This is a genomic window from Rhizobium pantanalense (genome assembly GCF_030182525.1).
Classification (GTDB): Bacteria; Pseudomonadota; Alphaproteobacteria; order Rhizobiales; family Rhizobiaceae; genus Rhizobium.
Window position 1 is genome coordinate 164,840 of record NZ_JAQJCH010000006.1, and the last position, 24,367, is coordinate 189,206.

The following is a 24,367-nucleotide window of genomic DNA, read 5'->3' on the forward strand; positions in this document are numbered from 1 at the left end:
CCTGGAACGGCGCTATCGAAGCAGAAATCGTGCCAAGCCTATCTGTGCCGTTTTGATACAGCGGCAGCTCTCCAAAAGCGTTTTGACCGCGGGTACTCGTCCATTGCATTTACCAGTCCAGTCCCTGCGAAGCTCAGCCAACCATGGATCTTTGCTAGGGGCGACTCGCCGTGCATGTTACCCCTCCAGCATGCGGATCGCGGCCTTTCAACGTCTGGCACTTTTCGACGCCGTCGAGCAGGTGGCCGAGGTTTTGGCACGCGATCTCGCTTGGGCGGAGATGCAGGGTATCGATCTCGCCCTCTTTCCAGAATGCTATCTGCAGGGGCACAGCTACAACGAAGCTGTTGCCAAACGCCGCGCGATTTCGTTGGACGATCCGCATCTGAACGCCTTAGTTTCCCGTTTCGCAGCGGGGAAAACGACAGCGGTCGTCGGCTTTTTCGAGCGAAGGGACGATGGGATCTACAATAGTGCCCTCGTCGGCAGGTCCGGCCGGATCATCGGGGTCTATGCCAAAGCACATCCGCTGGAGAAGGGCTGCATGGCCGGAAAGGATTTTCCGATCTGGAAGGAGGGATATTGGCGCTTCGGCATTAATATTTGCGCCGATCTCAGATATCCCTACACCGCGCGTCGCCTCGCTCAAAAGGGCGCAGGCCTCATCTGTAATCCCATCAATCTCATGCTCCGGCCCCACAAAGCCGAGATGTGGCATAAGCCGGGCATTTCAGGACTGCAGATCTGTGCCAGGCATACGGGCTGCTGGATCATGGCGTCGGATGTGGTCGGAAGCAACGAGGATGGCTGGGTGAGCTACGGCAGCACCGCTATCGTCGATCCGAACGGCGTCGTCGTCGCAAGGGCGAAGCCCTATTGCGAGGACGTCCTGATTTTCGATCTGCCGGATCGACAACCCGAACGACGATTCGCTCAAAAAGCTGCCGCCATCGCTACCTAATCGTGCAAATCGCGCTATCCTCTTAAATCATGAGACCCGATCAACTGCTTTATCCGGCGCCTGAGGGTTTGTTTTGCCCGATCGGCGGCTTCCATATCGATCCTGTGCAACCGGTCGAGCGGGCACTTGTTACGCATGGTCATTCGGATCATGCCCGCTCCGGTCATGCCCATGTGCTCGCCACGCGCCAGACGCTCGATATTATGCGCATCCGCTATGGCGATGATTTTGCCGGCTCGCGGCAGGCAATCGGCTTCGGCGAGGAGGTGACGATTAACGGCGTCAGGGTGCAGTTCCATCCGGCGGGCCATGTGCTCGGCTCGGCGCAGATCGCAGTGGAGAAGGATGGGCTGCGCATCGTCGTCTCAGGCGATTACAAGCGCCGGCCGGATCCGACCTGTGTGGCCTATGTACCGGTTCCCTGTGATGTCTTCATCACCGAGGCGACGTTCGGGCTGCCGGTCTTCCACCATCCCGATCCCATGGCCGAGACACGGAAGTTTCTGGCCTCGCTTCGCCAATTCCCCGAGCGAACGCATCTGATCGGTGCCTATGCGCTCGGCAAGGCGCAGCGCGTCATTCGCCTGCTGCGCGATGCCGGCTATGACAAGCCGATCTATATTCATGGCGCATTGGAAACGCTGTGCGACTACTATGTCAGCCAGGGCATCGAACTCGGCGAACTCAAACCGGCCACCATCGAAAGCCGGGATCAATCGATCTTCCATGGTGCCGTCGTTGTCGGCCCACCCTCCGCTTTCCAGGACCGCTGGGCGAGGCGGTTCCATGATCCGCTGCCGGCTTTCGCCTCGGGCTGGATGATGGTGCGCCAGCGCGCCAAGCAGCTCGGGGTCGAGCTGCCGCTGGTCATATCGGATCATTGCGACTGGCCGGAGTTGACCGAGACGATTTCCGACCTGAAGCCGAGCGAGGTGTGGGTCACCCACGGCCGCGAGGAAGCGTTGGTGCGCTGGTGCGAGTTGCAGGGCATCGCCGCCAAGCCGCTGCATCTCATCGGCTATGAAGACGAGGGCGATTGATGAAAGCCTTTGCCGACCTCCTCGACCGCCTGGTGCTGACGCCGAGCCGCAACGGCAAGCTGAAGCTGCTGAGCGATTATTTCCGCGATACGCCAGACCCAGATCGTGGCTATGGTCTGGCCGCCATCGCCGGCACGCTCGAGGTGCGCAACGTCAAGCCCGCCATGTTGCGCGAGCTCGTTCTCGAGCGCATGGACGAGGTGCTGTTCCGCTATTCTTACGACTATGTCGGCGATCTTGCCGAAACGATCTCGCTGGTCTGGGACAAGGAGAGCGATATTGAGCGTCCCGCCGGCGAGCAACCGAAGCTCGGCGAGGTTGTTCGCAGCATGAATGCGCTTGGGCGGACCGAAGTGCGCAGCTTCGTCCGCGACCTGTTGGATCGGTTGGATACGTCGGGCCGCTTTGCCTTCCTGAAGCTTGCGACCGGCTCCATGCGCATCGGTGTTTCAGCCCGGCTTGCCAAACAGGCGCTGGCCGAACTCAGCGGCAGGGATGTGACCGAAATCGAAACGCTTTGGCATGGTCTGCAGCCGCCCTATGAAAGCCTGTTCCGCTGGCTGGAAGGCAAGGCGGAGAAACCGGTATTGGCAACACCGGCAATCTTCCATTCCGTCATGCTCGCCAATCCCGTTGAGCCGGGCGACCTTGAGGGCCTCGACCCCCGCGATTTCGCCGCTGAATGGAAGTGGGATGGCATCCGCGTCCAGCTTTCGCGCTCTGGGAACACGAGCAAGCTTTATTCACGCTCTGGCGACGACATATCCGGCGCCTTTCCCGACGTTGTGGACGCCATGAATTTCGAGGGCGTCATGGATGGCGAGCTGCTGGTCGGCGGCACCGTTCGCTCCAATAGCCCGACACGCAGCTTTTCCGATCTGCAGCAGCGCCTCAACCGCAAGACCGTGACGGCAAAGATGCTGGACGAGTTTCCGGCCTTCATCCGCGCCTATGATCTTCTTTTTGACGGCGCGGAGGACGTGCGTGCTCGCGGTTTCCTCGATCGACGGGAGCGGCTGACGGAGATCATCGATGCCACGCCCCACGACCGCTTTGATCTGTCGCCGCTCATCGATTTCTCTTCCTGGGAGGAGCTCGACCGCCTGCGCTCCTCGCCGCCCGATCCGGTGATCGAAGGCGTGATGATCAAGCGCAGGGACAGCGCCTATCTCGCAGGCCGCGCCAAAGGCCCATGGTTCAAGTGGAAGCGCGATCCCTATAATGTCGATGCCGTGCTGATGTATGCGCAGCGCGGCCACGGCAAGCGTTCCAGCTATTATTCCGATTTCACCTTTGGCGTCTGGGCGATGACTCCGGAGGGCGAGCAGCTCGTGCCTGTCGGCAAGGCCTATTTCGGCTTTACCGATGCGGAGCTTGAGGTGCTCGACAAGTTCGTGCGCAACAATACGGTCGACCGTTTCGGCCCCGTGCGTGCTGTGCGCGCCGATCGCGATTTCGGCTTCGTGCTCGAGGTGGCCTTTGAAGGCATCAACCGCTCCACCCGGCACAAATCGGGCGTCGCCATGCGCTTTCCCCGCATTGCCCGACTGCGGCCCGACAAACCGCCCTACGAGGCCGACAGGCTGGAAACTTTGATTGCGATGATTGACGCCAAGGCTCCGGTTGTCGATGAATAGGCGAGGGCGATTCCTCACCACAAAGTGAGTTGGCCTAGCCTTCCAACCCGTGCAGATTTGATCTGCGCCGGGATATTTCGACAGAGCCCACGACCATGTCCGACGACCACGCATTTCGTCCCAATCGCCGCAGCCTTCTAGCCGCTATTGCCTTCACGCTCTTTGCCCCCAACATCGTCAGAGCTGCCGATGACAGTACGACTGCAAGCAAGCCTGCCGAGAAGAAGAGTGTCGCCACCCGGAGCGACGAGAAGGCCGAGGATGCGCCGCCGCTGCTTTCGGGCGACTATGCCAAGGAGCGTCATCTGTTTCGCACCGATCTCGTGAGCAAGGGACCTGCTCCCGATATCTACGAACCGCTAGTGACGCCGTCGACCGCCGAACGGCTTTTCTATCGCAGCGGTGTCGGCGAGGAGCTGGAGCTCGTGGCCTGGGTTTCCCGCTATATGCGTTCGGAAAAACCGAAGCCGGCCGTACTTTTCCTGCATGGCGGTAATGCCATCGGGCAGGGACATTGGCAGCTGATGAAGCCCTATGTTGAGGCCGGCTACGTCGTCATGATCCCTTCCATGCGCGGCGAAAATGGCCAGAAGGGCAATTTTTCCGGCTTTTACGACGAAGTTGCCGATGTGCTGGCCGCGTCCAACCGGCTGCGGCATCTGCCGGGTGTCGATCCGCATCGCATGTTTCTGGCTGGCCACAGCATAGGCGGTACGCTCGCCATGCTCGCCGCCATGTCGACGAAGCGCTTCCGTGCGGTCGCGCCGATATCCGGCAACCCCGACGCTTACGCCTTCTTCAGCCGCTATCCGCAGGACATTCGCTTCAACACCAGGAACCCGCGCGAATACCAGATGCGCTCGCCGCTCTGCTACGCGCACAGCTTCAAAAGTCCGATAAAGCTGTTCCACGGAACCGAAGAGGCACATTTCGACTCGCGCCTGTCGCTGCTCTCCAAACGGGCAACGGCCGCCGGCGTCAAGATGGAAATGGCGACGGTGCCGGGCAGCCACAATTCGGCTCTGCCGGGCGAAATCGCTCAAAGTATCGAGTTCTTTAAGAGCGTGGCCGTTTAAACCAGCCTCGCAAAAGCGGCGCGGGAGATGAGCCGAACCGCTTCGCGAGTCGATGTTTACGCCATCAGCTTCTCGATCAGTGCCGTTGCCGCTTCCGCAATCACCGTGCCGGGCGGGAAGATTGCGTCCGCCCCGGCCGCTTCCAGCGCCGCGAAATCCTGTGGCGGGATGACGCCGCCGACGGCGATCAGCACATTGCCGGCATGACGGCGCGCAAGCGCTTCTTTCAGTTCCGGCACCAGCGTCAGATGGCCGGCGGCAAGGGATGATGCGCCGAGGATGTCGACGCCTTCGCGAACGGCGACATCGGCCACTTCTTCCGGAGTCTGGAACATGGCGCCGACGACGACATCGAAGCCGAGATCGGCAAAGGCCGTCGCAATTACCTTCTGTCCGCGATCATGGCCGTCCTGGCCCATCTTGGCGATGAGGATGCGGGGCTTTTCGCCGCGTGCTCTGCGAAAGGCTTCGACCTTGGCGGCTGCCTTGTTGAAGATGGGGTCCGTGTCGCCGACTTCCTGGCGATAGACGCCGGAAATGGTCCTGATGTCGGCCACATGCCGGCCATATGCCTTTTCCAGCGCCAGCGAAATTTCGCCGACAGTCGCTCTTGCCCTTGCTGCCTTGACGGCGAAGTCGAGCAGATTGCCCGTGCCTGTGCGCGCCGCATCCGTCAGAGCGTCGAGGGCGGTCTCGACGGCGGCCGTCTCGCGCGTGCCCTTCAATTGCTGCAGCTTGGATAGCTGACGTGCACGCACTTCGGAATTGTCGACCTTCAACACGTCGACTTCGATATCCTTCTCCGGCCTGGAAAAGTTGATGCCGACGAGTGTCTGGTGGCCGCTGTCGATGCGCGCTTGCGTGCGTGCGGCAGCTTCTTCGATGCGAAGCTTCGGAATGCCTTTCTCGATAGCCTTCGCCATGCCGCCCAGCGCTTCTACTTCCTCGATATGGGCAAGGGCGCGGGCCGCAAGATCGTGGGTCAGCCGCTCGACATAGGTCGAGCCGCCCCAGGGATCAATGATGCCTGTTGTCCCCGATTCCTTCTGCAGCAGGATCTGCGTGTTGCGGGCGATGCGGGCGGAGTGATCCGTTGGCAGCGCCAGCGCTTCGTCGAAGGAATTGGTGTGCAGCGACTGGGTATGTCCCTGCGTTGCGGCCATCGCCTCGACCATGGTGCGGATGATGTTGTTCATCGGATCCTGCGCCGTCAGCGACCAGCCGGAGGTCTGGCTGTGGGTCCTGAGCGCCAGGGATTTCGGGTCTTTCGGTGCGAAATTCTTCTGCATCAGCGCGGCCCAGATCAGCCGTCCCGCGCGCATCTTGGCAACCTCCATGAAGAAGTTCATGCCGACGGCCCAGAAGAAGGAGAGGCGAGGGGCGAAGCTGTCTATATCGAGCCCAGCTGCCACGCCGGCACGCGCATATTCGATACCGTCGGCGATAGTATAGGCGAGCTCCAGATCCGCCGTCGCGCCAGCCTCCTGCATGTGGTAGCCGGAGATCGAGATGGAGTTGAACTTCGGCATCCGCTGGCTGGTATAGCTGAAAATGTCAGAAACGATCCGCATCGAGGGCTGTGGCGGATAGATATAGGTATTACGAACCATGAACTCCTTGAGGATGTCGTTCTGGATCGTGCCGGACAGTTTGTCCTCGGAGACGCCCTGTTCCTCCGCTGCGACGATATAGAGCGCCATGACCGGCAGCACCGCGCCGTTCATGGTCATCGAGACGCTCATCTCGTCGAGCGGAATGCCGTCGAAGAGCTGGCGCATATCGAGGATGGAATCGATCGCGACACCCGCCATACCGACATCGCCTGATACCCTCGGATGATCGCTGTCATAGCCGCGGTGAGTGGCAAGATCGAAGGCGACCGAGAGCCCTTTCTGGCCGGCGGCAAGATTGCGGCGATAGAAGGCATTGGACTCCTCGGCAGTGGAGAAGCCGGCATATTGGCGGATAGTCCAGGGCTGCTGGACATACATGGTCGGGTAGGGGCCACGCAGGAACGGTGCTGCGCCGGGGTAAGTGTCAAGGAAATTCAGGCCGGCAAGGTCGCTTTCGCCATAGCTGCGCTTGACGTGGATGCCTTCGGGAGTTTCCCAGAGTGGGGCGTCGATTGTTGGCGCCGCTGCCTGCGGCTTGGCCCAGGGGATGGTGGCGAAGTCGGGAATGCGGGTCATGGAGCCGGGGCCTCCGTGGACGTCGAAAGTGCGATACCCCCCTCTGTCGCTTTCGCGACATCTCCCCCACAAGGGGAGAGATTGGAAACTGGTGGAGCCTTTCTGCCCCAAACGGATACCGCATCTGCGGCAGCATAGGTTGTTATTCTCGCTGGGGTTAAATTCTGGCAGGGAACGATCTCCCCCCTTGTGGGGGAGATGTCACGAAGTGACAGAGGAGGGTACCCAGTCTCGTCGAACACGATGTCCATTCTCATCCCTCCACCCCCTCATCCAGCCGCATCGGCACCAACCCCGTCCCGCCAGCGATCGGACTCAAAGGGCCCAAAACCGTCACTGGCCGCTCGGTCTTCATGGCAAACAGCGTCGTCCCCACGATCGGCCTTGCGGCACGGCTCTCCTGCGCCTCCGCGATCATCGCCGCCAGCTCGCCGCTGGAAATGACCTTCGCCAATCCGCCCTTGCCTTCGATCCAGGTGAAAATCTCCCAAGCCCGTTCGCAAAGCCCGTCGGTCAGCGCCTCGATGCCGCCGGCCCCGGCAGCTGGATCGAGGACATGATCGAGGTGGCTTTCGGCAATCAAAATCGTCTGCGTGTTGCGCGCCAGCCGCCGCGCCAGCGGGTCGGGTATGCCGTGCGTCAGGCTGTGCGGCAGGACGGAAATCTCGTCAGCGCCGCCGACGCCGGCTGAAAAGACCGCGATCGTGTTGCGCAGGATGTTCGTCTCCGGATCGAGGCGGGTCAGCATGCGATAGCTGGTCTCAGCAAAGAGATGTGCCGGTCGTGGGTTGGTAACGCCGCAGGCCTCGGCAATCCGGGTAAAGATCAGCCGCGCGGCGCGCATCTTCGCGGTTGTGATGAACTGGTTCTGATCGGCCGAAAGGCAGAGGCTGGTTGCCGCAAGCGCTGCTTCCGGCGAAAGGCCCGCTTCTTGGAATAATCGCAGATGGCCGACGAGGCTTGCCGCCATGACCGCCAGCTCCTGCGCCTCGGTCCCCCCGGCATTATGCACCATGCGACCGTCCGCATTGACGATCGTACCAGCCGACTTCAATTCTTTGAAGTATTCGATGTCACTGATAAAATTGGCGAAATGCACGACTGTCAAGAAAGCGTCGAGTCCAAGGTGCAATCTTTGGGCACCGCCATCCACAACCGAGGCTGCTATCGTTTTGGCGATGCTGGAAGAAAAGCCATCGAGGCGCAAAGTTGCAGTCTTGGCGGAAGCTGCTGCCAGCACGTCGGAAAAGTTTGGCGACTGAGCATCCATGCCGATGCCGAAGGCCGAAGCGGAACCGCTGGAAACGAGGCTGATACCGCTTGCGCCATTGGCAAGATCGTCACCGAGTTGCGCGATCGCCCGCTCGGTGTCCGGATCGTCCATGCGCTGCGTCACGGTCCAGGGCAGCTCCGCCCGCTGGCGAAATAGCGGCTTGCCGTCGCGCCGTTGCTCGTAAAGCGGCTCTATCGCGATGCCGTCATCGGTTCGCGAGACCAGCGCTTCCTGGAAATTCTTACCTTTCAGCGCCCGTTCCACCAGCTTCAGCCAAGTCTTGTGGTCGGTCTGGCCGAAGATGCCCGGGTCGAGACTGTCGATACTCATGCGCTCCTCCGTACTGCATTGGTCTAGCCCATGATGCCGCAAGGGAAAACAGGAGTTTGGCCGATCGGTGCAATATCTTCGTTGGAACCGTCTGGCGATCGACGCCAGCCTCGCTCCAGCCGCGGCAGTCATTATGCGGCCGATCCGATGTGTCCTAACTGGTTTCCGATAATGGCCGACCTGCTGCCCGCTTCCCGCCACCTGTTTGCCGCTGCCGCGCTGGCAACATTGTCCGCCTGCAGCATCATTCCTGATACGGGCGCCACCGATCCGGATCGTTTCGTGCAGGAGACGACGCCCGTCTTCTATCGGCCGGAGGGTATCGAGCCGAACAGGGTAAGGCGCCTGCCGGTGCAGCCCGTACCGCAATCGCGTGATCTCTTCCGCACCCAATTCCACCAGACCTATGGCCTGCCGACCTTCAATCCGGTGCACCAGGCCATGTATGCACAGCGCAGTGAAGATGACTTCACGTTGCCGGCCATCCCCTACAAGCGCATCGATCCGCGCTTTCTGCGGCAGGAAGTGGAGTACCAGACCAGGGAGCGCCCCGGCACCATCGTTGTCGATACGCGCGACAACTTCCTCTATTTCATCGAGCCGGGCGGCAAGGCGATGCGCTATGGCGTCGGCCTCGGCGCGGCAGGATATGCCTGGCACGGCAGGGGTCTGATCCAATGGAAGCAGAAATGGCCGCGCTGGACCCCGCCCGCCGAAATGGTCGCGCGCGACCCGCAGATGAGGCCGCTATCGGCCGAGCGCGGCGGCATGAATCCAGGGCCGACCAACCCGCTCGGCGCGCGTGCGCTCTATATCTATCAGAATGACCGGGATACGCTTTATCGAGTGCACGGCACGCCGGATTGGCAGTCGATCGGCAAGGCTGCATCTTCCGGCTGTGTTCGCATGCTCAACCAGGACGTGATAGACCTTTACAACCGAGTGCCCGATAAGGCGGAAATCGTCGTTCTGTAGCGGTATTTTACCACAAATTTTCGTGATGTTGCATAAGTGCGATAGTCGGGGTGGTTTGCGCTCTTTAGTTTTGCGTCTGTCTCTGCGAACCTCTCGGGGAGCCGAATCAGCCTGTTGTTACGGGTTTTCGCTTCCTCCACAAAAGGAACTATGCTGTCGACATGAGCCTTCCTTCATCCCTATCCCGACGTAACTTCCTCGCTCTGGCTGGTCTCGGCGCCGTTTCGACGCTTGCCAGCTGCGCCTCCACCATCGACAACGGCCCCGTCGTCAGCCCGGTTCAATATACCGGCTCCCCGCGGCCGTTCCGAACCTGGTTCTCCAGCTATGATGGCGAGCAGCCTGATCCGGCCGTAATCTATGCCTCCGTCGAGGATGGCGGCTTCATCATTCCGGCGGTTCCCTACCAGCAGATCGATCCCCGCTTCTATCGTCAACGGGTGATCGACCCAACAGGCGAGGCACCCGGCAGCGTGATCGTCAATACAACCCAGCGCATGCTCTATGTGACCGAGCAGGGCGGAACGGCGATGCGCTATGGTATCGGCGTCGGCCGCGAAGGATTTGCCTGGCAGGGCCGGGGCGTCATCCAGTGGCGCAAGAAATGGCCGCGCTGGAATCCGCCCGATGAAATGGTCGCCCGCCAGCCGGAACTCGTGAAATATTCCATCGCCAATGGTGGCATGGACCCGGGTCTGAAGAATCCGCTTGGGGCACGCGCTCTCTATATCTTCGAGGGCAAGCAGGATTCGCTTTACCGCCTGCACGGCAACCCCGACTGGCGCTCCATCGGCAAGGCCGTTTCCTCCGGCTGCGTCCGCCTGCTGAACCAGGATGTCATCGATCTCTATGATCGCGTTCCCGAGCGGGCGCCGATCCTGGTCACGGCCTGATACCGCATCATTGAAAGAAGGGTGAGGGCGCTGCTGGCGCCCTTTTCGTTTGCGGTCCCGGCCGGAAGTACGCCCCAAAACCGATCTCAAACCACTGCCAACTTGACCTCAGGTTGCCGGCTCTCTGATCGCGGGATTTGCTATCTTCCTGTTGACGGCATCGTCGCCATTCATTTTCCCGAATTAAATTTGATATATATATTGTGCGCGATTAAATCGTGATGTATATAAAATCCATCCAACCAAAGGAGACATGACATGCCTATTCTCTATACGACCAAAGCTTCCGCCACCGGTGGCCGCGCCGGCCATGCAGTTTCCGAAAATGGCGTCCTTGATGTCACGCTGACCGTGCCGAAAGAACTCGGTGGCGATGGCGCTACAGGCACCAATCCGGAGCAGCTCTTCGCAGCCGGCTATTCCGCCTGCTTCCTGGGTGCCCTGAAATTTGTCGCAGGCCAGCAGAAGGTCAAGATTCCGGAAGATGCCAAGGTCACGGCGACCGTCGGCATTGGTCCGCGCGCAGACGGCACCGGCTTCGGCATCGAAGTTTCGCTGGCTGTCCACATCCCCGGCATGGAGAAGGCCGAGGCTGAAAAGCTTGCCGCTGCCGCCCATATCGTATGCCCCTACAGCCACGCCCTGCGCACTTCGACTGAAGTGCCGGTTGCTGTTGTCTGACGCAAAACGCGCCATCGGCCGATTGAAGGCCGGAAATACGGAATATATTGAAAAGGAGCGACAGTTTGATCTGTCGCTCCTTTTCTTTTGCAAGAAAAATGCTATATCTTTTCTTGGGAAAGGAAGTAGCCGTGATAAAAGCCCAGGCAATAGGCCAGACGATGCCCGGCGAAGCGCTGGTCATCACCAAGGCCGTCGTCAATGCCGCCGAGAGGCTGGGATTGAACGCCCGCATCCTCGCAGCCATCATCGGCGTGTCGGAGGCGACGGTATCGCGCATGAAGCGGCAGGATCATCTGCTGGAGCGCGATAGCAAGCCTTTCGAGCTTGCCGTGCTTCTCGTTCGTCTCTTCCGCTCGCTCGATGCCATCGTGGGTGGCGACGAGGCTGTGGCGCGGCAATGGCTGCGTAATGGCAATATCGCCTTTGGCGCAGCACCGATCGACAAGATCATCTCGATTTCTGGTTTGACCGATGTCCTTGCCTATCTGGACGCCCGCCGCGCTCTCGTCTGAGACAAGGGCCATTTCCGGCCAATATTGGCGGCTGGTGGAATCGCAGCATCAGGTCTCGACGCTGAAGCTTGTCGATACGTTGGAGGAGCAGGCGCTTCTCGAAAGCATCCTGGAAGAAAGCAAGCCGGTTTTGCCGCCGGAATGCGCAGGACTGGATTATCTGCTCGCCACACCCTTCCGTTACGGAGCGATCTATCCCCACGGTTCCCGTTTCCGGCGCGCCGGCCGTACGCTCGGCGTTTTCTATGCCTCGGAGCAGGTAGAGACGGCGTTGGCTGAAATGAGCTTCTATCGGCTGCTCTTCTTCCGTGATTCCCCTGATACGCCGTTGCCCGCCAATGCCGCCGAATATACCGCCTTTACTGCTGCAATTACGACGAAGGCGGCGATCGATCTGACCGCGTCTCCCTTAGATCGCGATCGGAAACTCTGGACCGATCCGATCGACTACGAGGCCTGCCAGTCGCTTGCGGAAGCGGCCCGAACCGGTGGCATTGAGGCAATCCTCTATCGTTCCGTCCGTGATCCTCGCGGAGGCATGAACATAGCGCTGCTCACGGCCAGAGCCTTCTCCGCCCGTGAACCCGTTGAACGCCAGACCTGGCGCATCCGGCTGTCGCGCGTCGGGGTGCAGGCGCTGTGCGAATTCCCACGGCGTCGCATCGGCTTCGAAAGGCAGGATTTCGAGGGCGATCCGCGGCTATCTGAGGCGCGATTCAAAGCAGAATAGCAAGATCGTTACGCAGGCGATCGCCATTGCCGTCGGGCAGCCGCTCTTCGACGGCGGCATGCGTCGTCTTCCAGATCGGCACGGCGGCGGCGAGCGCTGCCTTGCCGGATGGCGTGAGGCTGAGCAGGCGGGCGCGGCGATCTTCTGGATTGGGCACGATGCTCACCCATCCCCGTCGTTCCAGCGGCTTTAAGGCCGCCGTCAGGGTCGTTTGGTCTATTGCCAGGAGCGTCGTGACCGATCCCATGGGCGCGGGCGCGGGTCGGTTCAGGGACATCATCAGGGAGAACTGGCCATTGGTAAGGCCGAACGGCCGCAACGCTTCGTCAAAACGGCGGGCAAGAGCGCGCGCCGCCCGCTGAACATGCAGGCACAGGCAAGTATCGCGCACTAACAAGGTGGTTTCAAAGGGGATTTCGACTGCGTTTGACATGATTCATTAATATTGATATCAATGTATTTGTCAAGATTTGGGAATGAAAACGCCGGAGGAGGGCGCGGACAATGAACCAGGTCGTTTCCAGGGAAGTGTGGCTGGAGGCCCGCCGTCAACTGCTCGCCAAGGAAAAGGAAGCCACGCATCTTCGCGATCGCGTCAATGCGGAACGCCTAGCCTTGCCCTGGGTAAAGGTCGATAAGGACTATGTTTTCGACACGCCCGTCGGCAAGAAGACGTTCGCCGATCTCTTCGACGGCCGCAGTCAGCTGATCATCTATCATTTCATGCTCGGCCCGGACTGGGATGCCGGATGCACCGGCTGCTCCTTCCTCGCCGATCATTTCGATGGAACGCTTCCGCATCTCAACCATCACGATGTCACGCTGGTGGCAGTGTCGCGTGCGCCGATCGAAAAGATAGAGGCCTATAAGAAGCGCATGGGCTGGAAATTTCCCTGGGTGTCGTCCTTCTCCAACGATTTCAATTTCGACTATCACGTCTCTTTCACCAAAGAGCAGCTTGCCGGTGAAAAGGTGTTCTATAATTTCAACGATATGGACGCCGCCGACGGTAACGACGAGTTGCCTGGTCTCAGCGCATTCTACAAGGATGAAGCCGGCAATATCTTCCATACCTATTCCAGCTATGCCCGCGGCGGCGAGGAAATGATCGGTACGCTGATGATCCTCGACAATGCGCCGAAGGGCCGGAATGAAGGCCAGACCATGGATTTCGTGCGCCGCCACGACGAATATCAGGAAGCAGCGAAGGCGGGCTCCTGCTGCCATTGAGAACATGACGAGACTGCCAAATTCATGCCATGCGGCACAAGGGGTCGAATTACCACGCCTTGCGCCTAGTTAAGACCTGGAGCCTGCTCGCCGGGGAGCGATGGATCAACCGATTGACCATCGTTCGGCCGTCACGTTCATCGGCCACGATGTGCTTGCGCCGACACAGGCTCAGGATGAGACGGATGACCGCAACAACCACAATAGGGGAGAGATATCATGGCAGAGAAGGGATATTTTGTCTGGTACGAGCTGATGACGACGGACATGAAGGCGGCCGAAGCCTTCTATACCAAGGTCGTCGGCTGGGATGCGGCGGATGCCGGCATGCCGGAAGTCGGCATGGATTACACGTTGTTCAGCGCTGGTGCAGGCCCCGTTGCCGGTTTGATGATCCTGCCTGACGAGGCGAAGTCGATGGGTACGCCGCCCTGCTGGACCGGTTATATCGGCGTTCCCAATGTCGATGAAGCCACCAAGACCGTTGTCGCCAAGGGCGGCAAGACCTATCGCGAGCCCACAGATATTCCGGGCGTCGGCCGATTCTCCGTCGTCTCCGATCCCTATGGCGCTGCCTTCTGCCTCTTCACGCCGTTGCCGGGCCAGGATTGGGAGCCGCCTGCGCCTGCGACACCGGGCTATTTCGGCTGGCACGAGCTCTATTCCAACGACGGCCCGAAGGCCTTCGATTTCTATAGCGATATGTTCGGCTGGGAATTGAGCTCCGATTTCGACATGGGGCCGATGGGCAAATACAAGATCTTCAAGATCGGCGATCGCGACTTCGGCGGCATCATGACCAAGCCGGCGGAAATGCCGATGGCTGCCTGGAATTTCTACATCAATGTCCCGGCAATCGACGCCGCGATCGCCCGCATCACGGAAGGCGGCGGCAGGATCGCCAACGGCCCGATGGAAGTCCCCGGCGGCAGCTGGATCGTCCAGGCAACCGATCCGCAAGGCGCGTTCTTCTCGCTGGTTGCACCGGTGCGCTGATCTTTACCCTCCCTTGAGGGAATTAACACCTCTCCCTTGAGAGGGGAGGTCGCCGCAAAGCGGCGGGTGGGGGTGACATTCGGACCTGCAGAGATTGCCGCGGATCACCCCACCCCGGAGCTTCGCTCCGACCCTCCCCCTCAAGGGGAGGGTAATCATCTACCGCTTTAGGCTGCCGAGAATACCACGCACCAGCGCCCGCCCGACTTGCGTTGCCACCGTGCGTGCCATGCTTTTCATCGTCGCCTCCAGGATCGTCTCGCGCTGATAGCCCGAACGGCGACCGGTTGGCTTACTGCTATCACCACCGAAGCCCGGCAAGGTCCAGCCATCGCCGGCACTCTCGTTCTGCGGCGCGGCCGCCTTGCGTGCCCGCTCCGTCAGGATCTCATAGGCGGATTCGCGGTCGATCGTCTGGTCATAGACGCCTGCAGCCGGACTGCCGTTGATGATGGCTTGACGCTCGCCATCGGTGACGGGTCCGATACGGCCGGATGGCGGGCGGATCAGCGTGCGCTCGACAACGGACGGCGTACCCTTGCCCTCCAGCATCGACACGAGCGCCTCTCCGGTACCGAGAGTTGTGATGACGGTGGCGCAATCGAAGGCCGGATTGGGCCGGAAGGTCGAGGCCGCCGTCTGCACGGCCTTCTGCTCGCGCGGCGTATAGGCGCGAAGCGCATGCTGCACGCGATTGCCAAGCTGTGCCAGCACCGTTTCCGGCACGTCGAGCGGGTTCTGCGTCACGAAATAGACGCCCACGCCCTTGGAGCGGATCAGTCGCACCACTTGCTCCACGCGTTCGATCAGCACCTTCGGCGCGTCGTTGAAGAGCAGGTGCGCTTCATCGAAGAAGAAGACCAGCTTGGGTTTTTCCGGATCGCCGACTTCGGGCAGTTCCTCGAACAGCTCGGAGAGCAGCCATAGCAAGAAGGTGGCATAGAGCCGCGGGTTCATCATCAGCTTATCGGCCGTAAGCACCGAGACCTGCCCGTAGCCGTCATTGCTGACCCGCATGATGTCGGAGATTTTCAGCGCCGGCTCGCCGAAGAAGTTTTCCGCGCCCTGCTGTTCCAGAACAAGCATGGCGCGCTGGATCGAGCCAACCGACGATTTCGAGATCAGGCCATATTTCGTGGAGAGCTCGCTGGCATTTTCGCCCATATAGTTCAGCAGCGCCTGCAGGTCTTTGAGGTCGAGCAGCGCCAGGCCATTTTCATCGGCGATCTTGAAGGCGATGTTGAGCACGCCCTCCTGTGCCTCGGACGCATCCATCAAGCGGGCCAGCAGTAGCGGGCCCATTTCGGCGATGGTGGTGCGCACCCGATGGCCTTTTTCGCCATAGAGGTCCCAGAAGATCACCGGGAACTGGTCGAACTCATAGGGCGACAGGCCGATTTCCTCGGCGCGCTTCAGCAGGAAGTCCTTTGGCTCGCCCTTGGCGGCGATGCCCGAAAGATCGCCCTTGATGTCGGCACAGAAGACGGGCACGCCGGCCTTGGAAAATCCCTCCGCCAGCACCTGCAGCGTCACCGTCTTGCCGGTGCCAGTGGCGCCCGTGACGAGGCCGTGGCGATTGCCGAATTTCAGCGTCAGGAACTCGTCCTTATTGATGCTGTCATCCGGATTGCGGCTCGCGCCGACGAAAATCTGTCCATCCTGCTGCGGCATGGTGTCGTCTCCCTTTGGGCGGCGGCACAGCAGCTTTTAAAGGCTGCAAGGGCCATTCATCGATTTGTCCTGACACTGTTATAAGAACTGACTTGAATGGGGACAACCATTCGCGTCGCAGTTCCGCTTCTGGTAGAATGTTGACCTCCGGCGCGGCTTGTGTCGGTTGCTTCATTCAGTTACGTTGACGTTAACGTTATAAAGGCAGGAGGCCACAGTGAACGAAGTTATTGATCAGATCGCGACCAAAGCCGGCATCGCTCCCGACCTTGCGGAAAAGGCCGTCGGCATGATTCTCGGTTTCCTGCAGCGCGAAGCTCCGGATGGTCCCGTCACCAAGATGATCGAATCTATTCCCGGCGCCTCCGATCTCGTTGCGCAATATAATGGCGAGGAAACGGGTGGCGGTGGCCTGCTCGGCGGCCTGCTTAGCGCAGTCGGCGGTGGCGGCGGTCTGATGGCCCTCGGCCAGCAGCTGATGAGCAGCGGTCTCAGCATGGGCGAGATCGGCTCGCTCGCCAAGGAGACGATTGCAACTGCTCGCCAGCATGCCGGCGACGAGGTGGTCGACCAGGTCGTCAATTCTGTCCCGGGCCTGCACCAGTTCATTTGAGGCTGCTATTGCCTTGAAAGAAAGCCGCCGGTTAATTCCGGCGGCTGTTCATTGTTCAGAAGGCAGGCTCCACCTCGTCACATTGCACCTGTTAAAGGCAGACATCCGGCCTCCATCCGCTGATCTTCTTCAGGATCAGACCTTCCTGCCCTTCGGGGTCCCGTCGATCTCATGCCATTTGCGGCCGTCGCGTTCGATGAGTTCGTCGGCGCAGGCGGGACCTGTGCTGCCGGGCGCATAGGGATCGGGTTTGCCGCCCTCTGCCCAGAGGTCGAGGAAGGGCTGCACGGCCGCCCAGCCGGCTTCGATGCCGTCGGCGCGCTGGAAGAGCGTCTGGTCGCCGACGAAGAGTTCGTAGAACAGGCTTTCATAGCCGGTCTGCTTGCCGATATCGAAACTGTCGGCGTAGCGGAAGTCGAGCGAAACCGGCGCTGTTTTCAGCACCAGCCCCGGCGATTTGATCGAGATTTCCATATCAAGGCCCTCGTCGGGCTGCACCTGGATAATGAGCCTGTTCGGCGGCAGTTCGGGGCGGGATTCGTGGCGCGGGAACTGGGCGAAGGGAACCGGCCGGAAGGTGATGACCACTTCCGTATCGCGCGCCTTCATCGCCTTGCCCGTGCGCAGGTAGAAGGGCACGCCCGCCCAGCGCCAGGTATCGACTAGGAGTTTCAGCGCCACGAAGGTTTCGGTATTGCTGTCGGGGGCGACATCGGGCGTCTGGGTAAAGGCCGGCAGATCCCTGCCGGCAATCGGGCCGGCCGTATAGGCGCCGCGTACGCCGTTCTTGATTGCCTCCTCACGCGAGTAGACGCGCAGGGCCTTCAGCACTTTGCCCTTCTCATTACGGATGGATTCGGCATCGAAGCTGTTCGGCGGTTCCATCGCCACCATCGCCAGCAGCTGGAAGAGATGGTTCGGCACCATGTCGCGAAGTGCGCCGGTCGCATCGTAAAATTTGCCGCGCGTGCCGACGTCCACAAGCTCTGCCGCCGTGATCTGCACGTGGTCGATGTAGTTGTTGTTCCACAGCGCCTCGATCATCATGTTGGCGAAGCGCGTCGTCATGATGTTCTGCACCGTTTCCTTGCCGAGGAAATGGTCGATGCGATAGATCTGGCTTTCGGACACATGGTTCAGCAGCCGCGCATTCAAAGCCTGTGCCGAAGCAAGATCGTGGCCGAAGGGCTTTTCGATCGCGATGCGGCGGAAGGCACCGGTCGCTTCGTTCATCAGCCCGTTTTCGGAGAGTTTCTCGGCAATATCGCCGAAGAAGCGCGGCGGCACAGCGAAATAGAAGGCTGCGTTGGCGCTTGCCGCATGCGAGAGATAATCCGAGATTTCCTTGTAGACGTCGTTCTGCGTGAAGTCACCGGAAATATAGCTGATGCGCTTGCGCAGGCTTTGCCATGCCGCCTGCCGCTCAGCATCGTCCATATCGCCTGAGGTCTTCAGAAATGATTCCAGACGATCCAGCAGCATGTCGACGCCGCCGGTCTCGATGCCGATGCCGAGAATATGCAGGTCTTCGCCGACAAGCCCGCTGCGGGTCATGTTGATCAGCGTCGGGATCAGCAGGCGCCGCGTAAGGTCGCCGGCAGCACCGAAGATCACGAATGTCAGCGGCGGAGCCGGTGCGACGTCGGGGGTGGTCATGCGCGGATCTCCTTCTGGCGGCCATATTCAGGGCTTCTGGACGACATGGACTATCTCCTCGGAGCTGTTGCTGTTTCAGCGTTGGCTATGGGTGTTCTAGCGCGGGCCGGCGCCGGTTGTCGATGGGATCGACGCACCGCCGTCAGTCGGCATTTCGGGGCTGATAAATATCTATTTCTTCACCGCGACCAGGAAGAGCCGCGGAAAGCGCAGCAACACCTTGCCGTCGACAAGCGGCGGATAGGCCTGCTCGATATGCTTCAGATATTCAGCAGTGAAGGCATCGCGATGCTCGGCGCCGGCATGGTCGAGGTAAGGGCGCAGGCCCGTGCCCTTCACCCATTCGACGATGGCGGCGGCATTCTCCAGCACGTGATTGTAGTTGGTGTGCCAGATATCGACCCGGGCCGATTTGCCGATCAGCCTGTTGTAATAGACCGAGGGCGCGGGCAGGGGATTGCGACGTACGCTCTTCTTCGCAAAGGCCTCGCTCCAAGGACCATTCTTGGCCGTTTCCTCCATCATCAGATGGCTCTGTTCGGTGAGATTGTCGGGCATTTGCACGGCAAGCACGCCGCCAGGCTTCAGCCCGTCCATCAGGTGGTCGAGGATGTCGAGATGATTGGGCAACCACTGAAACACGGCGTTGGCAAAAAGCAGGTCGACGGGTTCTTCCGGCCGCCATGTGGCAAGATCTGCCTTGACAAAATTCGTATCGGGCAGGCGCTTGCGAGCGGCCTCCAGCATATTGTCGTCGCTATCGAGGCCGGAGACACCGGCAATACCGTAACGCTCGACGATCAGTTCAGTCGAATTGGCGGGACCGCAACCGAGGTCGATCGCGCGTTCGATACGCTCCAGCGGCACCTGCGCCAGCAGGTCGCGCGCCGGGCGTGTGCGTTCATCCTCGAATTTCACATATTGGCCGGCAGACCATGCCATGGGCACACCCTCTTCCTAGATTGCCGTTATCCTCGATGCGCATAGCACCGGGATATATCAGAACCGTGTAATAACGCTGATGCCCTTGCCCTCGGCCTTATCCAGCGACATCAGCGCAGGTACAGCCTCTTCCAGGCTGATCCTGCGGCCGATGAGCTTCTGCGGCGCGATCTTGCCGGCGGCGAGCATGTCGAGCATGGCGTCGTAGCGCCAGGCTTGCATGCCGTGGCTGCCGTATATTTCCAGCTCATGGCCGATGACCTGCGCCATCGGGATCTGCGGCGTCGCATAGTCACCGAGCATGAGGCCGACCTGCACATGCCGGCCGCGCCGCCGCAGGTTTTTGATGGAGTTGAAGCAGGTGGCGGGATGGCCGAGCGCGTCGATCGAGACATGCACGCCGCCTTTGGTGATTTCGCGTACCGCCTCTGCCACATCGGCGACCTCAGTCGCGTTGATCGCCGCGACTGCCCCGCATTGGCGGGCGAAGGCGAGCTTCTCGTCGGAAATGTCGATGGCGATGGCATTAGCGCCAAGCGCGCTGGCAATCATGATCGCCGACAGCCCGACGCCGCCGCAGCCATGCACGGCGATCCACTCACCCGGCCGCGTCTTCGCCTGGTCGGCAACGGCGCGGAAGGAGGTGGCGAAGCGGCAGCCGAGGCTTGCCGCCGTCGCGTCATCGACCGTTTCCGGCAGGTGGACGAGATTGGTGTCGGCATAGTCGATCGCGACATATTCGGCAAAGGAACCCCAATGGGTGAAGCCGGGCTGGAATTGACTGGGGCAGACCTGCTGGTTGCCGGAGTGGCACTCGGCGCAATGGCCGCAGCCGGAGACGAAGGGAACGGTGACGCGATCACCGACCTTGAAGCGGACGACGCCGCGCCCGGTCGCCACAACCTTGCCGGCAAGCTCGTGGCCGGGCACATGCGGCAGCTTGATATCGGGATCATGCCCCATCCAGCCATGCCAGTCGCTGCGGCAAAGCCCGGTCGCGCCGACGGCGATGACAACGCCGTCCTCACCCGGTGTCGGATCTGGCACGGTGCGGATTTCGGGTGTTGCCTCGAAGGCCTCGTAATACATCGCTTTCATGGGAGTTCTCCCTCTCTCCTGACGATCCTTATGGTTCATCACTTTTGCTGATGGACTCATTCGTCAAGCTGTTGTTTCGACGCATGAAAATTGCGTTATGAATGCGATATCGAGCGCTTTGTTGCAAATGGATTTTGCCGCGCAGTTTCTGCTTGACCCTGGGGTTACGCAGTTATTTGTTCGTCGCCATCTACAGCAATTCCACCGAAAATGCGGGCCACGGCTTTCCGTCCGGAATTGCGAGAAAACAAAAAGATGGAGCGGCTCCGCGATCCCGCGAAAGCTGAACCGCCCAAAGGGAGGAATACCATGTCCGTCGATACGTCGCCCCGCACCACCACCTGGACCTATGTTGAAGGAGAATGGCTCTCCGGCAATCAACCGCTGATCGGGCCGACCTCGCATGCCATGTGGCTCGGCTCGACCGTGTTCGATGGTGCACGCTGGTTCGATGGCATTGCGCCCGATCTCGATCTCCATTGCCAGCGCGTCAATCGCTCGGCCATCGCCATGGGGCTGAAGCCGGTCAAGACCTCGCAGGAGATCGAAGCGCTCGCCTGGGAAGGCATCAGGAAATTCGACGGCAAGACGCCGATCTACATCAAGCCGATGTACTGGGGCGAACATGGCTCGCCGGGCAGCGTCGTTGCCGTCGACGCGGAATCGACGCGCTTCGCGCTCTGCCTGTTCGAGGCGCCGCTTGGCGGCAACGGTGGCATCACGCTCACGGTCTCGCCCTTCCGGCGCCCGTCGCCGGAAACGGCGATGACGGACGCCAAGGCCGGCTCGCTCTATCCGAACAGCGGCCGCATGATCCTCGAAGCGAGGGGCCGCGGTTTCAACAATGCGCTGGTGCGCGACATGAACGGCAATGTCGTCGAAACGGCGTCGTCGAATGTCTTCATGGTCAAGGACGGCATCGTCTATACGCCGGTCGCCAACCGCACCTTCCTCGCCGGCATCACCCGCGCCCGCGTTATCGGCCTGCTGCGCCAGGAAGGCTTCGACGTGCGCGAGGAAACCCTATCCGTCGAGCAGTTCATAGGCGCCGACGAGATCTTCACGACCGGCAACTATTCCAAGGTCGTCAGCGTCAACCGACTGGACGACCGCGAATTCCAGGAAGGGCCGGTCGCCCGCAAGGCGTTGGAACTCTATATGGATTGGGCTCACGGCCGCAGCGCCAGCGAAGAGTGAGCTGCTGTCGGCGGTCGGGGGCAATGGGTTCATTGCCTCGTAAGCTCAGCCTCGAAAGTGGCCCTCGTCATGCTATAGGAGGCGAAGGGCTCATCGTGATAGGTAGTCTTGCGCGGCTGTGAGAGGCCGAGCTTTTGTGCGACGCGGATGGATGCCGCGTTCCCAGGGGCGATATCGGCAATCACGCGATCGAGTTCGAGTGTCTGGAAGGCATGGGCGAGAACGGGCTTTGCCGCCTCCGTCGCATAACCCTTGCCCCAGGCAAGCCTGTTCAGCCGCCATCCGATCTCGATATCAGGCCCGATGGCGTCGGCGGGTATCAGCAATATCCAGCCGAGGAATTGCTTGGGATTTCCTTTGGCGCGGATCGACCAATATCCCAGTCCATCGCCGAAATCCGCCTCGATCCGGCCTTTTACGAAGGTTCGGTGCGCCACCGCATCGTGCCACGGGCCGGGAATGAAGCGCGTCACCTCCGGGTCGCGATCCATGGCGATGCAATCGTCAAGGTCGGCGATCGTGCGAGGCAGAAGGATCAGTCGCTCGGTTTCGAAGCTTGGAAGCGGCACAGAGATATCCCCACAACTACCAATGGTGGAAGAATATCAAAAGCCTGTTTCAACTCAACAAGGCTTGGATAGAATCGCGGCAATCAGGCCGCGATTCTGATCCTCATGAAGGCGATGACAGCGGAGTTATTCCACTTCCTTCTTCGGGCTGACCCACCAGCAATAGATGGCTCCGAGTGCCAGCAGCACGCAAGTTCCGAGGAACACGGCGCGCATGCCGATATGGCCGCCGACGAAGCCGCCCAGGACCGGGCCTGCCACCTGACCGACATATTGCGAGGAGATGGAGAGGCCGAGGATGCTGCCGGTGGCCGCATCGGGAACATTATGCCTGATGACGGCGGTGATGCAGGGCAGAAGGCCGCCGAGCGCCACACCCATCAGGAAGCGCAAACCGATCAATTGCCAGGCCGAGGTCACGAAAGCCTGCGGGATCAACAAGAGCGCCGCAACGGCAAGGGCCGCCATGATGACACTCCAGTAGCCGATGCGATCGGCAAGCTTGCCGAGCCATGAGGACGACAGGATGCTGCCGAGCGCCGCAGCCGCCATGACGACGCCCGAGACCATCGTCACATTGGCATCCGTTACAAACTGCGCGACATAGACTGTGATGATCGGCTCGATCGACATATTGGCGAGCATCAGCAAGAGGCCGAGCGACAGCATGGCGACGACGGGGCGCTTGTCCGGAATGGAGGCCCAGCTGCCGCTGGCCTTCGCAGCTTTCTTTCGTGCCGCGGATTTCTCTTCCTTGATCAAGAACGTCGTCGCCAGGAAGGTCAGGAAGATCACGCCGCCAGCCAGCAGGAAGGTGCCGCGAATGCCGATGATGGGTGGCAGCGCGCCGCCGATCAGCGGTCCTACAAGGTTGCCGGCCATGATGCCGGCGGATAGCGTGCCCAGCGCCCATGCCGAGCGATGCTTCGGCGTCTGTGCCGCCACCAGCACCATCGATCCCGAGGCATAGCCACCGGCAAGGCCGGTGAAAAGGCGCAGCGCCACCAGCTGCCAGACATTGCCGGCCATGCCCATCAGCGAGATCGCGACCGTCATGCCGAGGCTGGCGCGGATCAGCATCAGCTTGCGGCCATAGATATCACCGAGCCGCCCCCAGAGCGGCGCGACGAAGGCGGCAGCAAAGAAGGTGGCGCCATAGGCGATGCCGGACCATTGCACGATCGCAGCCTTGTCGCTGACGCCGAGTTCCTCGACATAGAGCGGCAGGAAGGGGAGTAGCAGCGTCATCGCCACGATCGTCGTGAACGAGCCGACGAGGCAGATGATCAGGTTCCGCATCCAATGCGCGGTTTCCGGCTCGGCCGGTGCGGCTGCATCCCATCTCGTCTCGGTCATTTCTCGGCCTTTGCATTCAATGTGTAAAACAGTTCCTGGCTGCCCGATGCGAGGATATGGCCTTTCGCGGCGGCGATGAGATCGGCGCGGGTGAAGAGATCCGGCAGGTTCAGTCGGTCGACATCGAGCGCATAGACGGTGACGTGATAGCTGTGGACGCGCGCGTCGTTCCAGGGCGGGCAAGCGCCCATATAACCGCCATGCGGTCCGTCCTTCAAGTTGCCGCCGCCGGCGCCATTCTGGCCACGGCGCCCATAGGCTGTGCGCTCGAGCGGCAGGCCGCTCGAAGAGGGACCGCTTCCGTCCGCGCCTTCGGCAAGGCTGGTGCGCGATGCAGGGATATCGGCCAGCACCCAGTGGACGAATTCCATCCGCTTGAAATCCTTCGGGATGGATTTGTCCGCCTTGTTGAACAATGAGAAATCCGTGGGCACGTCGGGGTCGACCATCGTCAGCGCATAGGATCGCGTCCCCTTCGGCCCGTTCGACCAGGAAACGGCAAGGCTCTTGTTAGGGCCGGCTGCCGATTTGTCTGAAGATGTCGAAACGCAGGAGGCGTTTTCCGACAGCAGCATCCGGCCATTGCTCTTTGCAAATGTCACCTTGAGATCGGCCGATAGGGCCGGCGTGGCGACAACTGCTGCGATGACGGTGGCGTTCAGAAGGTTGAGCATGGTTTTCATGATGTTGCCCTTTCGCGGTTCGCTCCTGTGAGCTTCGAGGGCAGGGTCTAACAAAT

23 protein-coding genes are annotated in these 24,367 nt (G+C 60.7%); 13 read left to right on the plus strand and 10 right to left on the minus strand.

Annotated features, from left to right (window positions below; genetic code table 11):
* Nucleotides 1-190: 190 nt before the first annotated feature.
* From PH558_RS16705 to PH558_RS16720, 4 genes are all read left to right on the plus strand, one after another.
* Nucleotides 191-961 (plus strand): carbon-nitrogen hydrolase family protein, encoded by a 771-nt coding sequence (locus PH558_RS16705; RefSeq protein WP_095434238.1) that lies wholly within the window; start codon nucleotides 191-193, stop codon nucleotides 959-961.
* Between the two features lie 29 nt (nucleotides 962-990).
* Complete coding sequence (locus PH558_RS16710; protein WP_285205602.1) at nucleotides 991-2,001, plus strand: ligase-associated DNA damage response exonuclease; 1,011 nt, start codon at nucleotides 991-993, stop codon at nucleotides 1,999-2,001.
* Entirely contained in the window at nucleotides 2,001-3,638 is a 1,638-nt protein-coding gene (locus PH558_RS16715; RefSeq protein WP_285205603.1) for a cisplatin damage response ATP-dependent DNA ligase, read from the plus strand. The genes PH558_RS16710 and PH558_RS16715 overlap by 1 nt, the downstream gene beginning before the upstream one ends.
* A 95-nt stretch (nucleotides 3,639-3,733) precedes the next feature.
* On the plus strand, nucleotides 3,734-4,714 hold the full coding sequence (locus tag PH558_RS16720; RefSeq protein WP_285205605.1) for an alpha/beta hydrolase family protein: 981 nt from the start codon (nucleotides 3,734-3,736) through the stop codon (nucleotides 4,712-4,714).
* Between the two features lie 56 nt (nucleotides 4,715-4,770).
* On the opposite strand, the gene scpA is transcribed toward PH558_RS16720, so the two are convergent.
* Both scpA and PH558_RS16730 read right to left on the minus strand, forming a co-directional pair.
* Nucleotides 4,771-6,903 carry a methylmalonyl-CoA mutase gene (scpA, locus tag PH558_RS16725; RefSeq protein ID WP_285205611.1) on the minus strand — a complete coding sequence of 711 codons (2,133 nt, stop codon included), beginning with the start codon at nucleotides 6,901-6,903 and terminating at the stop codon, nucleotides 4,771-4,773.
* A 253-nt stretch (nucleotides 6,904-7,156) separates the two neighbouring features.
* A complete protein-coding gene (locus tag PH558_RS16730; RefSeq protein ID WP_285205612.1) occupies nucleotides 7,157-8,506 on the minus strand; it encodes a methylmalonyl-CoA mutase family protein in 1,350 nt (449 codons plus the stop codon).
* A 171-nt stretch (nucleotides 8,507-8,677) separates the two neighbouring features.
* On the opposite strand from PH558_RS16730, the gene PH558_RS16735 reads away from it, so the two are divergent.
* The 5 genes from PH558_RS16735 (at nucleotide 8,678) to PH558_RS16755 (ending at nucleotide 12,300) form a co-directional block, all read left to right on the plus strand.
* Entirely contained in the window at nucleotides 8,678-9,481 is an 804-nt protein-coding gene (locus tag PH558_RS16735; RefSeq protein WP_285205613.1) for a L,D-transpeptidase, read from the plus strand.
* Nucleotides 9,482-9,642: 161 nt separating this feature from the next.
* Entirely contained in the window at nucleotides 9,643-10,374 is a 732-nt protein-coding gene (locus PH558_RS16740; RefSeq protein WP_095434245.1) for a L,D-transpeptidase family protein, read from the plus strand.
* A gap of 258 nt (nucleotides 10,375-10,632) precedes the next feature.
* Nucleotides 10,633-11,055, plus strand: coding sequence for an organic hydroperoxide resistance protein (locus PH558_RS16745; RefSeq protein WP_285205614.1), 423 nt, complete (start codon nucleotides 10,633-10,635; stop codon nucleotides 11,053-11,055).
* 131 nt (nucleotides 11,056-11,186) lie between these two features.
* Nucleotides 11,187-11,570 (plus strand): MbcA/ParS/Xre antitoxin family protein, encoded by a 384-nt coding sequence (locus tag PH558_RS16750; protein ID WP_285205616.1) that lies wholly within the window; start codon nucleotides 11,187-11,189, stop codon nucleotides 11,568-11,570.
* Nucleotides 11,530-12,300, plus strand: coding sequence for an RES family NAD+ phosphorylase (locus PH558_RS16755; protein WP_095434248.1), 771 nt, complete (start codon nucleotides 11,530-11,532; stop codon nucleotides 12,298-12,300). Before PH558_RS16750 ends, PH558_RS16755 begins: the two co-directional genes overlap by 41 nt.
* On the opposite strand, the gene PH558_RS16760 is transcribed toward PH558_RS16755, so the two are convergent.
* Entirely contained in the window at nucleotides 12,287-12,733 is a 447-nt protein-coding gene (locus PH558_RS16760) for a MarR family winged helix-turn-helix transcriptional regulator (protein ID WP_285205621.1), read from the minus strand. The genes PH558_RS16755 and PH558_RS16760 overlap by 14 nt on opposite strands.
* A 71-nt stretch (nucleotides 12,734-12,804) precedes the next feature.
* Here PH558_RS16760 and PH558_RS16765 point away from each other — a divergent pair, with 71 nt between their 5' ends.
* Both PH558_RS16765 and PH558_RS16770 read left to right on the plus strand, forming a co-directional pair.
* Complete coding sequence (locus PH558_RS16765) at nucleotides 12,805-13,530, plus strand: DUF899 domain-containing protein (protein WP_285205623.1); 726 nt, start codon at nucleotides 12,805-12,807, stop codon at nucleotides 13,528-13,530.
* A gap of 219 nt (nucleotides 13,531-13,749) precedes the next feature.
* Nucleotides 13,750-14,526 (plus strand): VOC family protein, encoded by a 777-nt coding sequence (locus tag PH558_RS16770; RefSeq protein WP_285205624.1) that lies wholly within the window; start codon nucleotides 13,750-13,752, stop codon nucleotides 14,524-14,526.
* Nucleotides 14,527-14,685: 159 nt separating this feature from the next.
* On the opposite strand, the gene PH558_RS16775 is transcribed toward PH558_RS16770, so the two are convergent.
* Nucleotides 14,686-16,197, minus strand: coding sequence for a helicase HerA-like C-terminal domain-containing protein (locus tag PH558_RS16775; RefSeq protein WP_285205628.1), 1,512 nt, complete (start codon nucleotides 16,195-16,197; stop codon nucleotides 14,686-14,688).
* Nucleotides 16,198-16,414: 217 nt separating this feature from the next.
* Between PH558_RS16775 and PH558_RS16780 the strand changes: the two genes are divergently transcribed.
* Nucleotides 16,415-16,810 (plus strand): hypothetical protein, encoded by a 396-nt coding sequence (locus PH558_RS16780; RefSeq protein ID WP_015339165.1) that lies wholly within the window; start codon nucleotides 16,415-16,417, stop codon nucleotides 16,808-16,810.
* Between the two features lie 135 nt (nucleotides 16,811-16,945).
* On the opposite strand, the gene zwf is transcribed toward PH558_RS16780, so the two are convergent.
* The 3 genes from zwf to PH558_RS16795 all read right to left on the minus strand — a co-directional run bounded on the left by zwf (nucleotide 16,946) and on the right by PH558_RS16795 (nucleotide 20,506).
* On the minus strand, nucleotides 16,946-18,466 hold the full coding sequence (gene zwf / locus PH558_RS16785) for a glucose-6-phosphate dehydrogenase (RefSeq protein ID WP_285205629.1): 1,521 nt from the start codon (nucleotides 18,464-18,466) through the stop codon (nucleotides 16,946-16,948).
* A gap of 171 nt (nucleotides 18,467-18,637) precedes the next feature.
* Nucleotides 18,638-19,408: a trans-aconitate 2-methyltransferase gene (gene tam / locus PH558_RS16790; RefSeq protein ID WP_095434254.1), complete on the minus strand. Its 771-nt coding sequence runs from the start codon at nucleotides 19,406-19,408 to the stop codon at nucleotides 18,638-18,640.
* A gap of 57 nt (nucleotides 19,409-19,465) precedes the next feature.
* Nucleotides 19,466-20,506: a zinc-dependent alcohol dehydrogenase family protein gene (locus PH558_RS16795; RefSeq protein WP_285205631.1), complete on the minus strand. Its 1,041-nt coding sequence runs from the start codon at nucleotides 20,504-20,506 to the stop codon at nucleotides 19,466-19,468.
* A 309-nt stretch (nucleotides 20,507-20,815) separates the two neighbouring features.
* Between PH558_RS16795 and PH558_RS16800 the strand changes: the two genes are divergently transcribed.
* Nucleotides 20,816-21,703: a branched-chain amino acid aminotransferase gene (locus tag PH558_RS16800; protein ID WP_285205632.1), complete on the plus strand. Its 888-nt coding sequence runs from the start codon at nucleotides 20,816-20,818 to the stop codon at nucleotides 21,701-21,703.
* A 29-nt stretch (nucleotides 21,704-21,732) separates the two neighbouring features.
* On the opposite strand, the gene PH558_RS16805 is transcribed toward PH558_RS16800, so the two are convergent.
* The 3 genes from PH558_RS16805 to PH558_RS16815 all read right to left on the minus strand — a co-directional run bounded on the left by PH558_RS16805 (nucleotide 21,733) and on the right by PH558_RS16815 (nucleotide 24,311).
* On the minus strand, nucleotides 21,733-22,272 hold the full coding sequence (locus PH558_RS16805; RefSeq protein WP_285205633.1) for a GNAT family N-acetyltransferase: 540 nt from the start codon (nucleotides 22,270-22,272) through the stop codon (nucleotides 21,733-21,735).
* A gap of 126 nt (nucleotides 22,273-22,398) precedes the next feature.
* On the minus strand, nucleotides 22,399-23,628 hold the full coding sequence (locus PH558_RS16810; protein ID WP_285205635.1) for an MFS transporter: 1,230 nt from the start codon (nucleotides 23,626-23,628) through the stop codon (nucleotides 22,399-22,401).
* A complete protein-coding gene (locus PH558_RS16815; protein WP_285205636.1) occupies nucleotides 23,625-24,311 on the minus strand; it encodes a YbhB/YbcL family Raf kinase inhibitor-like protein in 687 nt (228 codons plus the stop codon). The genes PH558_RS16810 and PH558_RS16815 overlap by 4 nt, the downstream gene beginning before the upstream one ends.
* Nucleotides 24,312-24,367 lie beyond the last annotated feature (56 nt).

Coding starts and splice junctions, on each gene's coding strand:
- zwf (WP_285205629.1), bottom strand. CDS start 18,466: ATGACCACCCCCGACGTCGCACCGGCTCCGCCGCTGACATTCGTGATC.
- PH558_RS16795 (WP_285205631.1), bottom strand. CDS start 20,506: ATGAAAGCGATGTATTACGAGGCCTTCGAGGCAACACCCGAAATCCGC.
- PH558_RS16755 (WP_095434248.1), top strand. CDS start 11,530: ATGTCCTTGCCTATCTGGACGCCCGCCGCGCTCTCGTCTGAGACAAGG.
- PH558_RS16765 (WP_285205623.1), top strand. CDS start 12,805: ATGAACCAGGTCGTTTCCAGGGAAGTGTGGCTGGAGGCCCGCCGTCAA.
- PH558_RS16705 (WP_095434238.1), top strand. CDS start 191: ATGCGGATCGCGGCCTTTCAACGTCTGGCACTTTTCGACGCCGTCGAG.
- PH558_RS16775 (WP_285205628.1), bottom strand. CDS start 16,197: ATGCCGCAGCAGGATGGACAGATTTTCGTCGGCGCGAGCCGCAATCCG.
- PH558_RS16810 (WP_285205635.1), bottom strand. CDS start 23,628: ATGACCGAGACGAGATGGGATGCAGCCGCACCGGCCGAGCCGGAAACC.
- PH558_RS16815 (WP_285205636.1), bottom strand. CDS start 24,311: ATGAAAACCATGCTCAACCTTCTGAACGCCACCGTCATCGCAGCAGTT.
- PH558_RS16730 (WP_285205612.1), bottom strand. CDS start 8,506: ATGAGTATCGACAGTCTCGACCCGGGCATCTTCGGCCAGACCGACCAC.
- PH558_RS16770 (WP_285205624.1), top strand. CDS start 13,750: ATGGCAGAGAAGGGATATTTTGTCTGGTACGAGCTGATGACGACGGAC.
- PH558_RS16720 (WP_285205605.1), top strand. CDS start 3,734: ATGTCCGACGACCACGCATTTCGTCCCAATCGCCGCAGCCTTCTAGCC.
- PH558_RS16710 (WP_285205602.1), top strand. CDS start 991: ATGAGACCCGATCAACTGCTTTATCCGGCGCCTGAGGGTTTGTTTTGC.
- scpA (WP_285205611.1), bottom strand. CDS start 6,903: ATGACCCGCATTCCCGACTTCGCCACCATCCCCTGGGCCAAGCCGCAG.
- PH558_RS16760 (WP_285205621.1), bottom strand. CDS start 12,733: ATGTCAAACGCAGTCGAAATCCCCTTTGAAACCACCTTGTTAGTGCGC.
- PH558_RS16735 (WP_285205613.1), top strand. CDS start 8,678: ATGGCCGACCTGCTGCCCGCTTCCCGCCACCTGTTTGCCGCTGCCGCG.
- tam (WP_095434254.1), bottom strand. CDS start 19,408: ATGGCATGGTCTGCCGGCCAATATGTGAAATTCGAGGATGAACGCACA.
- PH558_RS16715 (WP_285205603.1), top strand. CDS start 2,001: ATGAAAGCCTTTGCCGACCTCCTCGACCGCCTGGTGCTGACGCCGAGC.
- PH558_RS16740 (WP_095434245.1), top strand. CDS start 9,643: ATGAGCCTTCCTTCATCCCTATCCCGACGTAACTTCCTCGCTCTGGCT.
- PH558_RS16800 (WP_285205632.1), top strand. CDS start 20,816: ATGTCCGTCGATACGTCGCCCCGCACCACCACCTGGACCTATGTTGAA.
- PH558_RS16745 (WP_285205614.1), top strand. CDS start 10,633: ATGCCTATTCTCTATACGACCAAAGCTTCCGCCACCGGTGGCCGCGCC.